A 15003-nucleotide genomic window follows, 5' to 3' on the forward strand; every position below is an offset into this window, starting at 1 on the left:
AATCTACTGCAATTTATACGCAGTAGAGCGGTAAATAATATGAAGGCAGAAGAGGAAACTCTTCTGCCTTTTTGTTTTTTTACCGTACTAAATCTGACATTATTTCTAATAATCACATAGTAAATAGCGCCTTAAATTTGGCGACAAGCCAAGGAATTGACATTAGGTAAGCTTATGGTTTGCTTAAAATTATATTCCGATATTAAATTGTGAAATCGCTCGAATTTAATACTGATATTGGGTAGTATGCGCGGGATTTCCCACCACTCGTGAAACTTTGACATGAAACTAACACTAAAGCAGAAGTTGATAGGTGCTAGCCTATCTGCTGTTGTCGTTATGGCTACAGCGTTGACTTGGTTGTCAGCAAACCAATTATTTGAACAGACTCGTAATGGCGTATACCTACGAGCTGAAAGCGTATCTGAAGCAGCATCTGAAGGTATTAAGAACTGGATTGATATCCGTACCGATATCGCATCAGCATTTAATGAGTTTTCACGAGAAAGTGATGTTGTTCCTTTCCTCAAGCAAGCTCGTGTAGCGGGTGGCTTTGACGATATCTTTTTAGGTACTCCAGAAGGTGGGATGTACCGTTCACACCCTGAACGTAATCGTGCAGATTACGATCCTCGTCAACGTCCTTGGTACCAAGAAGCAAACGCTGCAGGTAAGCAAATCATCACCACTGCTTACCAAGATGCGATTACTAAAGCGCTTCTAGTAACGATTGCTGAACCTGTTCGCCACAACGGTAAGCTTGTTGGCGTTGTTGGTGCAGACGTACTTATCGACCAACTGGTTAACGATGTAATCAGCCTTGATGTTGGTGACAATGCTTACGCAATGCTAATTGATGCCTCTGACGGCACATTCCTAGCTCACCCAGATTCAGCACTAAGCTTGAAGCCGGTAAGTCAACTTTCTAATGACATCTCTATGTCTATTATCGAGAACGCAGTGCGTACGGGTAGCATCGAGATCATCAAAGAGCGCGGTGCTGAGAAGCTGCTTTACTTCACGAAGGTGCCTAACACTAACTGGATCTTCGCGGTTCAGATGGACAAAGCAACAGAAGAAGCGAACCACTCAACGCTACTTACTCAGCTGATCATCACTGCTGTAATTATCACGCTAATTGTAATCGTACTTGTGTCTTGGTTAGTGAGCTTCCTATTCCGCGACCTAAACCGTGTTTCAGCTGCTCTTGAAGAAATTGCTTCAGGTGAGGGCGACCTTACTCAACGTCTTGAGCCTAAGAGCGACGACGAAATTGGTCAGCTTGCTGCAAACTTCAACCGTTTTGTGGGCAATATGCACACCATGGTGATCAAACTAAGCGAAGTATCTGCTGCGCTAGGCAACCAAGCACGTCAAACGGCTTCTCAAGCTGAAGAACGTAGTGCTCGTATCCAAATGCAACAAGACGAGATCAACATGGTAGCAACAGCCGTTAACGAAATGGCTGCAGCAACACAAGAGATCGCGGGTAACGCAGACCATACTGCACAGAACTCATCTGAAGCGGTTGGCGCGTGTGAGCACGGTACTGGTCAAGTGACACAGACTCAAAGCTCTATCCAAAACCTTGCTCAAGAAGTTCAAATCGCAACCAACGTGATTCTAGAGCTTGAAGAGCACGGCAACAGCATCAACGCTATCCTGTCTAACATTCAAGGTATCGCTGAACAAACGAACCTACTTGCACTTAACGCCGCTATTGAAGCAGCGCGTGCCGGTGAGCAAGGTCGTGGTTTCGCGGTAGTAGCGGATGAAGTTCGTGTTCTGAGCCAACGTACACACGGTTCAACGCAAGAAATTCAACAAACGATTGAGTTGCTACAAGGTACAACAGGCAAAGCGGTTAACATCATGAACGATAGCCGTACACTTGCTGAAACAAGTGTTGATGACGCGAACTCAGCGGCTGCAAGCCTGACGCAAATCCATGCTGCTGTTGAACGCATCAGCGACATGGCGACACAGATTGCTTCAGCTGCAGAAGAGCAAGCGTCTGTAACGTCTGAGATCACTCGTAACACTGAGGGAATCCGTGACGTATCTAACGAGCTAGCGGACGAAGCACACCAAGCTGCAGAGCAAGCTGCGCAGCTTTCTGAACTGTCTCACGAGCTAGAAAGCGAAATCAGCCGCTTCAAGCTGTAAGCGCTTAGCGAACAGTGATTAATTTGGTCCCTAAAACGTACTAAGTTAATCCGCGAGAACGTTATTTAAAAGCCGAATGTGAATACCACATTCGGCTTTTTTGTGCGTGCTAGTCAGAGTTATGAACCCCAGCTAGTTGTTCGGGTAACCTGGGAACTTAGCTTTAAGGGCCGCACGAGTAGGGAAGTACTGCTCCATAAATGTAACCATCGCAGGGTCATTAGCTTGTAGCTCTGTGAAAGTTGCAGAACTTAATTCTTGGGCGCTGTAACCCTTATAGTTCAGGTCGTAGTAGGCATAAAGAGAGTAGGCTAGGTACTCTTGGTCGTATGACTCAGCGTCTAAATCAGCTTCGACAATCGTTGAGTCTTTACCGTTAGGAAAGTAAGAGCCTGCAAGAATCGCTTTTTCATTGAGCTCATCGAGTTCTTTTTGCATTATTCCCCATTTCGATGAAGATGATTGTACCGCTAAGTTCATCACACCGTAATCGTGAACAAAGTGAATAATCTCTTCGAACGAAGCGTCTCTTTGAGTCACTAAGTCAGGCTTGTTTTCGCCAGTCGATGTGTCAGTTGTTTCTGTCGCAAACAGATCTTGGAAACGGTAATTTTCATCTAAGAAGTCACCTCCATCTCTGTCAGACCACTCATCATCGTAAAAGAATCCCATGGTAGCTTTACTGTCGTAAATAGCCTTAGTTACTTCTGCTGGGAAGCTATCTAGGTAGTACTGCATGATGTTCTTAACATGAGCGACTTTTGCTTCACCATTATTTATAGATTTATCTTCAATTAACAATGGGATCTTATAACCGTGGGCTGCTACGCAGGTTCGTTGCTTGATGCCATTGGCGAGTAGATCACCCGTTGTATTTGAGATCACAGAACAGTCGTTAGTTGGTACACGAGCGAACACCTCAGAATTACTTTGAGCGAAGTACGGTACAAATTGAATGCCATTACTTAAAGTGTTACCGACACGAACATAAAGGTTCATAGGTCTCATTTGGTCGATATTAAATTTGATGCCACTGTTATCAATAATGAACTGCTTATTGATAGTCACTGTATCCGCTTTTTTCCATCGAATGACGTTGTTTATGTTGTTTTCGACCTCTGCGATAGCAAGCATTTCAGGTGTCGTTGTTGAGTTAAAGTTTTCGTAGTAAATATCGAAGTTTTCAATGCTAAACGTTTTTCCTGCAGAGTTTGTTGCCGTTACTGAAAAGGTAATATCAGCATCGTTTTGGGTTTTGTAATTGCGCTCAGGAATACCGTGAACTTGCGCGAAATTGCCGCTCGCTTTTTGTGTATTACCATACTGAGTAATATCAATGTTCACGTTTTTGTTTGTACCCGTAGCAATCGACTTTACGCTGAATTGCAGTGAGTAATGACTTCCTAAGTTAACCACTGAGCTAGCGCTTGATGCGTCGATGACATTCTTTGATGCGTTGGTGTTATTACCGTCGTTGCTTCCGCCACAAGCGGTAAGCATCGCTGTAAAAACAAGAGTTGGAATAGTGAGTTTGTGTACCATAGGAGACCACGTTATCTGCAAGCTATAAAGCCTGTATGTTACAAGAAATGGCGTTTGCTCTTGGTAAGCTATTGTAAGTTGTGTATTGATTGTACTTACAAATGGTTGGGATGTTATTTATTAGGGTTATCATTCGGCAGCTGCTCGATACTCGAATCACAGACAATAAAAAAGCCCGAGCATGGACTCGGGCTTTGAATGGTTTTTTTTATAACTTATGAAGGAGCTAGATTGCCTGGCGAAGTTGGAAGTAACGTCCTTCTTCGTTTAACAGCTTCTCATGGGAGCCGTGTTCAACAATCTCGCCTTGTTCAATCAGAACAATCGAATCCATCGATTCCAGACCAATCAAACGGTGCGTAATGAAGATAACCGTCTTGCCTTCAAAATGCTTCTCAAACAGTGCCATGATGCTCTGTTCAGTTTGCTTATCTAAGCCTTCTGTTGGCTCATCGAGAAGCAGAATAGGGGCATCATGAAGAATCGCACGTGCGATACCAATACGGCGCTTCTCACCACCAGACAGTTGACGACCACCGTCACCTAACCAACTATCAAGCGCGTTATTCTCAAGCAGCTTTTCTAGGCCAACGTCTTTTAAGATATTCGCTAAGTGATCATCGGTTGCTTCTGGTCTTGCAATCAACAAGTTGTCACGCAAAGTACCATTTAGAATGTCGACACGCTGACTTACCACACTGATCAATTCACGCAGTTGTGACTCGTTCCATTGTGTTAGTTCAATGCCCGCGATAGAGATATAGCCTTTCTTAGGATCCCAGTAGCGAGTTAGCAGCTGAATCAGTGTCGACTTACCTGAACCCGTTTGACCGACAATCGCTACTTTGTTGGTTGCCGGAATCGTTAGGTCAACAGCGTTCAGAACGCTGCGCTCAGAGTCAGGGTAGTTGAACGTCACGTTTGAGAACGTAATATCAAGCGGCTTGTTGATGTCGAGCTTCTCGTCCGCGAACTGAACTTCAGGCTCTGACAGAATGACTTCATTCAAGCGACGCGCTGAAGACAGAGTTTGACCTAAATGCTGGAATGCGCCTGCGATTGGCATTAACAATTCAAAACTTGCCATAGTTGCGAACGCCATTAGCGCGATGAACGGGTCTGGTGCATTGCCACCCACGCCATCAGCCGCAAGCCAAAGCATTAGAACCAGCGTTAAACCGTTGAACAGCATTAGCGCAGCTGAAGCCATACCGGTTAGGTTAGCGTTTACAAACTGGTTCGCCATTAGCTTGTGTTGGGTTTCTAGAATCGCATTACGGTAACGCTCTTCCGCACCAAACAGAGTCAGTTCGCTATAGCCTTCAATCCAATCTAGTGTCGTTACACGAAGGTCTGCTTTGTTTTGTGTAAGCTCGCCACCGTTACGTTTACCCAGCTTGTAGAACAAGACAGGCCAAATTAACAGCATGATCAGAAGGATAGAACCTAAGATCAGGCCTAGCGAGGTATCAAACCACATCAAGAACAGCGTCAGGAAGAAGATACCCAATACACCAACCGTCACAGGGCTTACTAAGCGCAAGTAAACGTGGTCCATTGCGTCGACATCAGCAACCAAGCGGTTAAGTAGGTCAGCGTCACGAAGGTTTGAAATACGACCTGGGATCAGCGGAGCCAGCTTCTTGAAGAAGAAGATACGCAGATCAGTTAACAGTTTGAATGTTGCATTGTGGCTAACAACACGTTCACCCCAGCGACCCGCAGTACGGCTCATCGCCAAACCACGCACACCACCACCCGGTAGCATGTAGTTGAAGGTTTCACGCGCAATCGTAAGGCCAGCAACCGCAGAAGCTGAAATAAACCAGCCTGATAGCGTTAACAAGCCGATAGAAGCCGATAGAGTAGCAAAAGCCAATAGCATGCCTAGCGATAGGCCAAACCAATGCTTTTTATAGAGTTTCAGGTAAGGCAGTAAATCACGCATCTAAATTACCCTTATTATCTTGTTGAGCTAAGTTCGCGTTTAGCATCTCTTCGAATAAACCACCCGCAGTTGAAAGCTGAGAGTAATGACCTTGTTCCACAAGACCACCATCGCGCATAACCAGAATGTTATCGACCGATTGAAGAGGAGCAAGTTGGTGCGTCACAAGCAGGGCTGTGCGGCTTTCGATATTGCTATTAATGCCTTTCATCACGAGCTGCTCACTGCGAGTATCTAGGCTGGCAGTGGGTTCATCGAGCAACCAGAATTGGCCGTCTTGAATCATTGCGCGAGCGAGTGCCAAACGTTGAGATTGACCAACAGACAGGCCACCTGAGCGATCAGAAATCATGTAATCTAAACCATGCTCGTTTACGAATTCGTTAGCAAATGATTGCTCAAGCGCGTTTTGGACAACTTGGTCAGTGATATCATGTTTACCTAGGGTGACGTTGTCACGAATGCTGCCGTGCAACAACAATGGGTTTTGACCAACCCAACTAATCGTTTTACGCCAAGAGGCTAAGTCGAGGTCACGTAATTCAACACCATTGATTTTCAAGCTTCCTTCATAAGGCATGAAACCAAGAATCGCATTGATCAAACTTGTTTTACCCGCACCACTTGGGCCAACTAACGCAGTTGACTGGCGAGTGTTCAGTGCAAACGAGATAGGGCCAACCAATTGAACACCTTCAGGGCTTAACACTTTGAGATCTTGAGCTTCAATATTGATGCCTTGAGCTGGATCTAGTTGAGTGTCGCCTGATTTAACCTTAGTGATGTCGGTTTCTAGAAACTCGACAATACTCTCAGCCGCGCCAACCGCTTGTTGCTTCGCGTGGTAGAACGTACCTAAGTCACGCAGAGGCTGGTAAAACTCTGGCGCTAAGATAAGGATAAACAAACCAGCGAATAGCGTAATGCCTGCACCGTAGTGACCGAAGTTCAGCTCACCAATGTAGGTGAAACCAAAGTAAACTGCCGTCATCGCAATAGAGATAGACGTGAAGAATTCAAGCACAGCAGAAGACAAGAAAGCGATCTTCAATACATCCATGGTACGCGTTCTGAACACTTCAGATGCACCTTTCAATACTTCTGTTTCAGCGTTCGTACGGTCGAAAAGACGAATCGTTGTCATGGATTGCAAACGGTCGTAAAAGTGACCTGAAAGACGCTGAAGCGCTTTGAAGTTTTTACGGTTTGCATCGGCTGCTTTCATACCAACCAATGCCATGAACATCGGCACCAGTGGAGCAGTAATCAAGAAGATCAGTCCTGCTGCCCAGTTTACAGGGAATACTACGACCAAAATAATGAACGGAATCATTACCGATAGAGACATCTGAGGTAAATAACGAGAGAAGAAATCTTGCATGTCTTCTACTTGTTCTAACAACAGCGTTGCCCACGTACCGGCAGGTTTACCTTTAATGTAAGCAGGGCCTAACTCGCGTAACTTATCAAGGATGAGTTGCCTGATGTAGACACGGATCTGTTCACCACAGCGATAACCTGCGATTTCACGTCCCCATGTACAGCCCGCACGGCCAACGACCGATAATGCCAAGCCTGCGAAATGACCAACCAGTTCAGATTTATCGACATTCTCGATGATCAGTTGGTGAAGAATAGAGGCGAGAAGAGCTGCTTGAGCAATTAAAAACACGCTTGAAAGTACGCCAAGGCTAATCGCAATCATAAGCCAGCGTTTCGCTAACTTACTCTGTTGCTTAAGCCACTTGTTCAAGCTGCGTTGTTTTTTCTTATCCATTATGAAGGCTTAATGATAATTATTATTTGTTGAGGGCGGCTAGTATACAAAAGAAAGCCCAGTGGATATACCACTGGGCTCTAGGGATTTACAACAAAATGTGATGACGCCCTGCATCTACTGAGGCGAGAGCACCGATAATCAAATCTGCAATCTCAGATTTACTTATCGTTAAGGCCATCTAGGAAGCGTTCAGCATCCAGTGCAGCCATACAACCTGTACCAGCAGAAGTGATTGCTTGGCGGTAGTTGTGGTCCATTACATCACCCGCAGCGAATACGCCAGGGATGCTTGTTTGTGTCGCGTTACCTTCAAGACCAGACTGAACAATGATGTAGTCATCTTTCATATCAACTTGGCCTTTGAAGATTTCAGTGTTCGGTTGGTGACCGATAGCGATGAACGCGCCCATTACGTCGATATCTTCTGTCTTGTCAGACTGAGTATCTTTAATACGAACGCCCGTTACGCCCATATCGTCACCTAGAACTTCGTCTAGCGTGCGGTCAGTGTGAAGAACAATGTTGCCGTTCTCTACTTTGTCCATTAAACGCTTCACTAGGATCTTTTCAGCGCGGAACGTGTCACGGCGGTGAATTAGGTGAACTTCAGACGCGATGTTAGATAGATAAAGTGCTTCTTCAACTGCTGTGTTACCACCACCCACAACCGCTACTTTTTGGTTGCGGTAGAAGAAACCGTCACACGTTGCACAAGCAGAAACGCCGCGGCCTTTGAATGTTTCTTCAGACTCTAAACCTAAGTACTTAGCCGATGCACCTGTTGAGATGATCAACGCATCACACGTGTACTCGCCTGAATCGCCTTTAAGACGGAAAGGGCGGTTTGATAGGTCGACTTCGTTAATGTGGTCGAACAGGATCTCTGTTTCAAAGCGCTCTGCGTGCTCTTTCATGCGATCCATCAGTGCTGGACCCGTTAAACCTTCAGCATCACCCGGCCAGTTTTCCACTTCTGTTGTGGTTGTAAGCTGACCACCTTGCTGCATACCAGTAACCAGAACTGGGTTTAGGTTTGCACGAGCAGCGTAAACTGCAGCTGTATAGCCAGCAGGGCCAGAACCAAGAATCAATAAATTACAGTGCTTTACGTCGCTCATGAGGACTCCGAAATTGAAATTGTTTTTATTTATAATCGCTTAGGATTGTATGGAAAATATGGAGGCAATAAAAGTGTAAACAAGGGCTGAAGTGTAATTAATCGTTATAGTTTAGAACTTAATCGAGACAAACGTTTTCGTGGCTGGAAGAACAGTGAAAAAACGCAAAGACTTTGGGTTTTTGAGTGAAGGAAATGGTTGCGTTCAGTTTACTAGATGAGGTCTCATTCCATTAATCAAACTTACTTCTCGTTGAGTTCGTTTTTATTTATAAAACATGGTGTTATATAGTTTTGGCATATCATACTGTGAGATGTTACGCGTTAACATGATTGTGTTACGTGTAAGATCTAGAAAACATTCTTTATACTTTTGGGCTTATGAGAAAAGTGAATCATGCTAGTCGTTATGACGAGTGGAAAGATAAATACAATTGGTCAACTTGTATAACAGACAGAGAAGAGTACGGAAAATTTTTATTGTCGGTATTGACCTCGGAGAAGGATGGGTTTGTTCTTAACCTTAACGGTTCATGGGGAACTGGTAAAACAGAGTTCTTACGGCGGTTATATGTGGAACTTGCAGAGCAATCACATCCAGTTGTTTACATAGATGCTTGGGAAAGTGACTTTTTAAAAGATCCATTGACCGTTATTTGTACAGAGCTATTAAATCAACTTGGTTTTATGTTTAAGAACTGTAAAGCAGATAAGAGATTTAAAAATTATCAAGCTTGCATCGAACATCTAAATGGGTTGATGCTCAATTTCAATAAATTGAGTGAAATGATGCAAGCCGCCGGACAAAGTTATAGTCAATTTACGGGTGAACAGACTGATTTCACACATATAAAATTGTTCGAGCAAGTTATAGGTGTGGCTGGACCGAAAGTGGCCAGTATGAAAGGCGTAGATAGTACAAACCAGTCGCTCCTAGCCAAGTTGGTTTCACAGCAAAACGATTTGAAAGATTCAATGGAAAGCATTCGACATCAAATCAAAACAATCAGCGGTATCATGTCTGACTTATATGATTTAGAAGCGCCGATAGTTGTGCTACTGGACGAGTTAGATAGATGTAGACCTGATTATGCGATAAAGATGTTAGAAATCATTAAGCACTTTTTTAATGTCGAAGGATGCGCTTTTCTTATTGCGACAGATACGAAATCGTTAGAGTCGTCAATAAAAGCAGTTTATGGCGCTGAGTTCGAGTCAGAACGGTATTTAAGACGTTTCTTTAATCAACGTATAACTTTAAAGAAACCTTCGATTTTTGAATATGTATCAGCTAAGGCATTAGATCTCACAATTTATGAAGAGAAAGGGGTAAGTATTTTTCCTTTTGGTAGTGAGACAGATGAAAATAATTTGCTAACTTCTCGGATCTTAGATTTGAGCAGTATCGAACTGAGAGATGTGGAGCAAATACTTAAGAAATTCATGAGTAGTTTGGATTATATTGTCAAATATAAGCCCAAAAGCCTTTCTTGCATTAATATTGCCGTTTTATTGTTTGGTATTGTTGAACACCACATTGGTTCTGAACATTTTGAAAGCCGAACCAATAGATATTCGAGCATAGATAGCGAGTGGGGAAGAGTTTTATTTCATAGTGACGTCAACATGGTAGCTCTGATGAAGTTGCAGTTATCAACTGTTAGCGAATGCTATTCTAGAGTAGAGTTTAAAAGTCATGGACGTACACAGTTTGGACAAGATCAGCTTATGTTGAAGTTCTTTTCCAATGATCCTGAACAATATCGCCAACCAAGTTGGATGAAATTCAAGCTCTTAGAACGAGCATTAGAGCAAGCACAAGAACATAAGGCAAATTCTAAATCTTATTGGTTGTGGGAAGACTATAAAAACATTATTGGATTGGCAGCTAATATCGAATAGTAATACGTCTTCTAATTGAGTTAGTCTTTGCTCCCACCCTCCTCGAAGTTACATCCATTTCCATAGTGGATGTAACTTCATGCTCTCTCTTGTCAGAAACCACTAAGTAAATTCTCCCGTAACACTCACTTCAAACATCTTCTAGACTAAAAGAAATGAGCCATTTAGGGCGGCCGAGTTCCCCCCGAACTCGACCTGTTCCAGACGCGCAAGCAAAGGCGTGTGGATTCTGGCGTACTCATAAATTAACCAATTTCAGTTTGTTGTGTAAATAATCAATAGCTTGGCAATTGATAGGTAGGTCGTATTTCGATGTGCAAATCATAGAAATGAATGATGGCAACCGTGGTGCCTGAGTTAATGCAAGGAGGCTGGCGTATTGAAGCGAAAGGGCTGATACAATATGAAACATCACTTGCCAGTTAATAATATCGTTAAATTTAAATTTGTAGGTATTTATAACTAGCTAGTGGAGTGTGCTAGTTTTAAGAGTTGGTCATCTTTTATTCTGGTGTTATACACTGCTTTTGAATTTCAAGTTAGATTTAGTGTCTGAATTATTAAATCTGACGGGATAAATGATTGTTTAATGTTGATTTGGCAAGATCTTCAAGTATCCTTTATGTAAACAAAACGTTAAATATCGAAAGTTAATTAACAATCATTAAGGAGTCGATGATGTTACATGCTCACGAAAATACCCTACATATTACCCACCTCAGTAACCACGCAATTGAGGAGTTGTCACCGTCATTCTCTAAGCTTCCAAGTACAGAGCACGCGGATGGTCAGTTTCGATTGAGAAGGTACTCGGTGGTTCAATTCAGTAATGGACAAGTCGTAGAGCTAGACAAACATAACTTTGTTCAGTCTGAAGACATTAATCACTTTCAAGGTGACGTTGTTCGCCAATTCGAGCCAATTGAAGCACCAATTCTAAGCAGCGAAGGCATGCAAGAGATGTGTGAACTGTTTATTGAAACCAATGGGCTTGAAGACGGACAAGAAATCGAAATCCACCAAATCCGTATCGCTGCCATTTTTGAAGAGACGCAGGTTGCACCAGAAGGTGTTCACCAAGATGGCTTCGACCACATCGCTTTAATTGGCGTTAACCGTCATAACATTGTGGGTGGCGAAATCATGCTGTACCAAGACTCACATGAAGCACCGTTCTTTAGAAAAGTGCTGGAAGACGGTGAAGTCGCAATGCTGGCCGACAGCAAGCTTTGGCACAACGCACAACCGATTCGTACCATAGACCACGATGAAATGGGCTACATGGATGTGTTTGTTCTAACGGCTAAGGATGCGCGCAATGTCCTTCACTCTTAATGATGTGCGCCAGCAGTTTAGCGCGCTAGGCCAGTACCATAACGGTAAGCCGGTGACCTTTTTTGATGGGCCGGGTGGCTCTCAGGTTCCTGAAAATGTTTTAGCATCCATGACAGAATACTTAGGGCACTTTAATTCAAACCTAGGCGGTCATTACTTTTCTAGCCAAAAGACGACAAGCTTAATGCAGCAAGCGCGAGAAGCGGCGCAAGCACTGCTTAATGCGGAGTCTTCTGGCAACGTTGTGTTCGGCGCGAACATGACATCGCTGACCTTCCAATTGAGCCGAGCGATTAGCCGCGATTGGCAAGTTGGCGACGAAGTGATTGTTACTGCACTAGACCACTACTCGAATGTATCGAGCTGGCAACAAGCAGCAGACGACAAAGGCGCGATTGTCCGCCAAGTTCGTGTAGACGAGTCGGATTGCAGCCTAGACATGGCACACTTTGAGTCTCTGTTAAATGAGAAGACCAAGCTGGTTGCTGTGACCTTTGCTTCGAATACCACAGGCTCGATTGTTGATATGGCGAAAGTTATTGAGCTTGCACATCAGCACGGTGCGCAGGTTTATGTCGATGCGGTTCACTACGCTCCTCATCACTTGATCGATGTTCAAAAACTCAATTGTGATTTCTTAGCGTGTTCAGCTTATAAGTTCTTCGGCCCGCATGTAGGCATTGCTTACATTGCACCTCAATGGCTGCATACGTTAAAGCCATACAAGGTTGAGCCTGCAACTAACATTGGCCCAGGCCGATTTGAAACTGGAACACAAAGCTTCGAAGGTCTTGCAGGTGTGATTGCGGCGGTGGATTATTTAGCGCAGTTTGGTGAACCAACAGATTCACTGCGTTCTCGTTTGGAACAAAGCTACGCGCTTTATAACAAGCATGAAAGCCAGTTGAGCGAGTACTTCCTAAAGCGCTTGGCCGATCTTGAAGGGGCAAAACTCTATGGTAAAACGGAGTTTGATTCGAACCTAAGAACGCCAACGTTTGCCATCACCTTTGATAACCACTCGCCAGAGTTCATCGCTAAGAAGTTGGGTGAGCATAATATCTGTGTGTGGAACGGACACTTCTACGCATTAGGTTTAGTGAAGCAGTTGGGTATTGAAGAGCAGGGTGTAGTGCGTATTGGTTGTATGCATTACAACTCGATTGAAGAGATCGACTTGCTGTTCAATGTGCTTGAAGGGATCTTGCGAAGCCATTAGCAGAAGTAATTAGCAAAAAGTCACTAGCACTTAATAGCGACAGAATTAGAAAAGAGCATATTTCTCTCATGAATATTGAGTTGGAAGTATGCTCTTTTTGGTTTCACCGCGATTATTTAGTTAGCGCCAGTGACGTAATCAAGACAGTAATTCGACTAAGAAAGCTGCTCAACAATCGCTACACCCACTGCGTGAGCACTGGTTGGGTTCTGACCGGTAATCACTCGCTCATCAACAATCACAAGCTCTTGCCAAGGTTGAACCTTGTTGAAACGTGCTGCGCCACGAGCAAGCGATTCTTCTAGTAGGAATGGGATGTCATTGATGGTACCAAAGTCGATCTCTTCTTCACGTGTAAAGCCAGTCACCGATTTAGAGCTTAGTAGCTTCTCGCCGTTGCTCAGTACGATAGGAAGTAGGGCTGCAGGGCCGTGACATACTGCCGCGACAATACCACCATCTTCATAATGCTTTGCTGCGATGCTAGCGAACTGTTCATTGGTTGCTAAGTCTGAAAGTAGACCAAAACCACCTGGGTAGAAGATAGCGTCGTAGCTTTCTGCATTAATTTGGCTTACTGGAATCGTGTTGTTGATGCGGTTTTGGAAATCATCATCCGCCAAGATATCAGCATTAATCGTATCTCCCTCAATATCCGTTCCGTAGAGTGGGGCTTTGCCACCATTGATAGAAGCGATATCGTATTCGAATCCAGCAGCCATGATCTCTTTAAGAGCGTGGGTAAGTTCTGGAGCGTAAGTACCGTTAGCTTGGTCTGTATCGCCAAGTGTTGCGTGGTTAGTTACTGGAATTAGTATTTTTTTCATGATTTATCCCTTTGAGCTGCTGTTTTTATTTAGGTGCTGACGCTTTTCGTTAAGTGCTGACACTTTTCGTTAAGCGCTGACGCTTAGTGCTAGGTATCGTGTTGTTATTTAGCTATCGCCGTCTTGTTGTATCTAATACTAGTTCCAAACCAATTAAGTGATAATATGCAAAATAGGCAAAACATTGTTGCTATATAGCAAAGATAAAATACGAGTAGATTAAGTATGGATAGCTTTGAAGGGATTAATGAATTTGTTGCGGTTGCTGAGTGTCACGGTTTTTCAGCAGCCGCCAAGCAGTTAGGTTGCAGTACCAGTCATGTGAGTCGGCAGGTTTCAAGGTTGGAAGAGAGAGTGGGAGTGGCTCTGCTTGCGCGTTCAACAAGGTTGGTTAGCCTGACTGAGTCTGGCCACACTTATTATCAACAGTGCAAAGACCTAGTGATTGGGTTGCAACAAGCGAATGAGCAAGTTACGTCTCAGCAAGCTCAGCTTAGCGGTACTTTGCGTGTCAGTGCTGCAGGTGCATTTGCAGAAAACCATGTCGCGGCAGCGCTGATGACGTTTGCCAAAGATCATCCCGATCTGACCATTGAAATGAACTTCAACACCAAGATGGTGAACTTTATTGAAGACGGTATCGACTTCGCGATTCGTTACGGTCGGTTGGATGACTCTGGGCTGGTGGCAAGAAAGCTTGTCGATCGCCCAATGGCGGCTGCAGCCAGTAAAGACTATATAGAGCAATTTGGTACGCCAACTCATCCAGAACAGCTAAAAATGCACAGCTGTATTATCGCTAACAGTGACCAATGGTTATTCGAGAAAGAGGGAAAACCGTTAAATGCAGTACGAGTTCATGGGCGCTGGCGCAGCAACAATTCGAGCGCAGTACTGAAAGCGTGTGAAGAGGGGCTTGGTGTTGTCTACCTTCCCAAAAGCAGTTTCAATGGCGGTCTGACTAATGGAAAGCTTGTCCCAGTACTTGAAGAATATTGGGGAGCAGGAACCAGCAGTTGGGTCGTATATCAAAACCGCCGTTTTTTACCCCAGAGAGCACGACTGGCGATCGACTTCTTAATCTCCTATTTTTCGGATTGGAATGAATAGCGAACAAGTTTTAGGCGGTGAATACTAGCTAAGCAACTTAGATTTAAGCCGAAAGCA

Annotated in this window: 10 protein-coding genes; 5 read left to right on the plus strand and 5 right to left on the minus strand. The window is 44.1% G+C overall.

What is annotated here, in order from left to right:
* The first annotated feature begins 282 nt into the window (after positions 1-282).
* On the plus strand, positions 283-2166 hold the full coding sequence (locus tag L4C44_RS13230; protein WP_428805196.1) for a methyl-accepting chemotaxis protein: 1884 nt from the start codon (positions 283-285) through the stop codon (positions 2164-2166).
* Between the two features lie 132 nt (positions 2167-2298).
* Here the strand turns inward: L4C44_RS13230 and L4C44_RS13235 are convergent, their stop codons facing one another.
* The 4 genes from L4C44_RS13235 to trxB form a co-directional block, all read right to left on the minus strand.
* Positions 2299-3708 carry a hypothetical protein gene (locus L4C44_RS13235; protein ID WP_428805197.1) on the minus strand — a complete coding sequence of 470 codons (1410 nt, stop codon included), beginning with the start codon at positions 3706-3708 and terminating at the stop codon, positions 2299-2301.
* 226 nt (positions 3709-3934) lie between these two features.
* On the minus strand, positions 3935-5656 hold the full coding sequence (gene cydC, locus L4C44_RS13240) for a heme ABC transporter ATP-binding protein/permease CydC (RefSeq protein WP_428805198.1): 1722 nt from the start codon (positions 5654-5656) through the stop codon (positions 3935-3937).
* Positions 5649-7433: a heme ABC transporter permease/ATP-binding protein CydD gene (cydD, locus tag L4C44_RS13245; RefSeq protein WP_428805199.1), complete on the minus strand. Its 1785-nt coding sequence runs from the start codon at positions 7431-7433 to the stop codon at positions 5649-5651. The genes cydC and cydD overlap by 8 nt, the downstream gene beginning before the upstream one ends.
* Positions 7434-7594: 161 nt before the next feature.
* Entirely contained in the window at positions 7595-8554 is a 960-nt protein-coding gene (gene trxB, locus L4C44_RS13250) for a thioredoxin-disulfide reductase (RefSeq protein ID WP_428805200.1), read from the minus strand.
* A gap of 389 nt (positions 8555-8943) precedes the next feature.
* On the opposite strand from trxB, the gene L4C44_RS13255 reads away from it, so the two are divergent.
* The 3 genes from L4C44_RS13255 (at position 8944) to L4C44_RS13265 (ending at position 13009) form a co-directional block, all read left to right on the plus strand.
* On the plus strand, positions 8944-10455 hold the full coding sequence (locus tag L4C44_RS13255; protein WP_428805201.1) for a KAP family P-loop NTPase fold protein: 1512 nt from the start codon (positions 8944-8946) through the stop codon (positions 10453-10455).
* Positions 10456-11133: 678 nt separating this feature from the next.
* On the plus strand, positions 11134-11790 hold the full coding sequence (locus L4C44_RS13260) for a 2OG-Fe dioxygenase family protein (protein WP_186728011.1): 657 nt from the start codon (positions 11134-11136) through the stop codon (positions 11788-11790).
* The gene (locus tag L4C44_RS13265; RefSeq protein WP_210473507.1) at positions 11774-13009 is read left to right on the plus strand and encodes a cysteine desulfurase-like protein; all 1236 of its coding nucleotides are present in this window, start codon (positions 11774-11776) and stop codon (positions 13007-13009) included. Before L4C44_RS13260 ends, L4C44_RS13265 begins: the two co-directional genes overlap by 17 nt.
* Before the next feature lie 155 nt (positions 13010-13164).
* Here L4C44_RS13265 and L4C44_RS13270 read toward each other — a convergent pair whose 3' ends face one another.
* A complete protein-coding gene (locus L4C44_RS13270) occupies positions 13165-13836 on the minus strand; it encodes a type 1 glutamine amidotransferase domain-containing protein (protein ID WP_428805202.1) in 672 nt (223 codons plus the stop codon).
* A 225-nt stretch (positions 13837-14061) separates the two neighbouring features.
* Here L4C44_RS13270 and L4C44_RS13275 point away from each other — a divergent pair, with 225 nt between their 5' ends.
* Positions 14062-14946: a LysR family transcriptional regulator gene (locus L4C44_RS13275; RefSeq protein WP_372384071.1), complete on the plus strand. Its 885-nt coding sequence runs from the start codon at positions 14062-14064 to the stop codon at positions 14944-14946.
* Positions 14947-15003 lie beyond the last annotated feature (57 nt).

The sequence above is a fragment of the Vibrio satsumensis genome (genome assembly GCF_050337435.1).
Classification (GTDB): domain Bacteria; phylum Pseudomonadota; class Gammaproteobacteria; order Enterobacterales; family Vibrionaceae; genus Vibrio; species Vibrio satsumensis.

Excerpts from the sequence above, each read along its gene's own strand:
- L4C44_RS13230 (WP_428805196.1), top strand. The coding sequence starts at position 283 with ATGAAACTAACACTAAAGCAGAAGTTGATAGGTGCTAGCCTATCTGCT.
- L4C44_RS13235 (WP_428805197.1), bottom strand. The coding sequence starts at position 3,708 with ATGGTACACAAACTCACTATTCCAACTCTTGTTTTTACAGCGATGCTT.
- cydC (WP_428805198.1), bottom strand. The coding sequence starts at position 5,656 with ATGCGTGATTTACTGCCTTACCTGAAACTCTATAAAAAGCATTGGTTT.
- cydD (WP_428805199.1), bottom strand. The coding sequence starts at position 7,433 with ATGGATAAGAAAAAACAACGCAGCTTGAACAAGTGGCTTAAGCAACAG.
- trxB (WP_428805200.1), bottom strand. The coding sequence starts at position 8,554 with ATGAGCGACGTAAAGCACTGTAATTTATTGATTCTTGGTTCTGGCCCT.
- L4C44_RS13260 (WP_186728011.1), top strand. The coding sequence starts at position 11,134 with ATGTTACATGCTCACGAAAATACCCTACATATTACCCACCTCAGTAAC.
- L4C44_RS13265 (WP_210473507.1), top strand. The coding sequence starts at position 11,774 with ATGTCCTTCACTCTTAATGATGTGCGCCAGCAGTTTAGCGCGCTAGGC.
- L4C44_RS13270 (WP_428805202.1), bottom strand. The coding sequence starts at position 13,836 with ATGAAAAAAATACTAATTCCAGTAACTAACCACGCAACACTTGGCGAT.
- L4C44_RS13275 (WP_372384071.1), top strand. The coding sequence starts at position 14,062 with ATGGATAGCTTTGAAGGGATTAATGAATTTGTTGCGGTTGCTGAGTGT.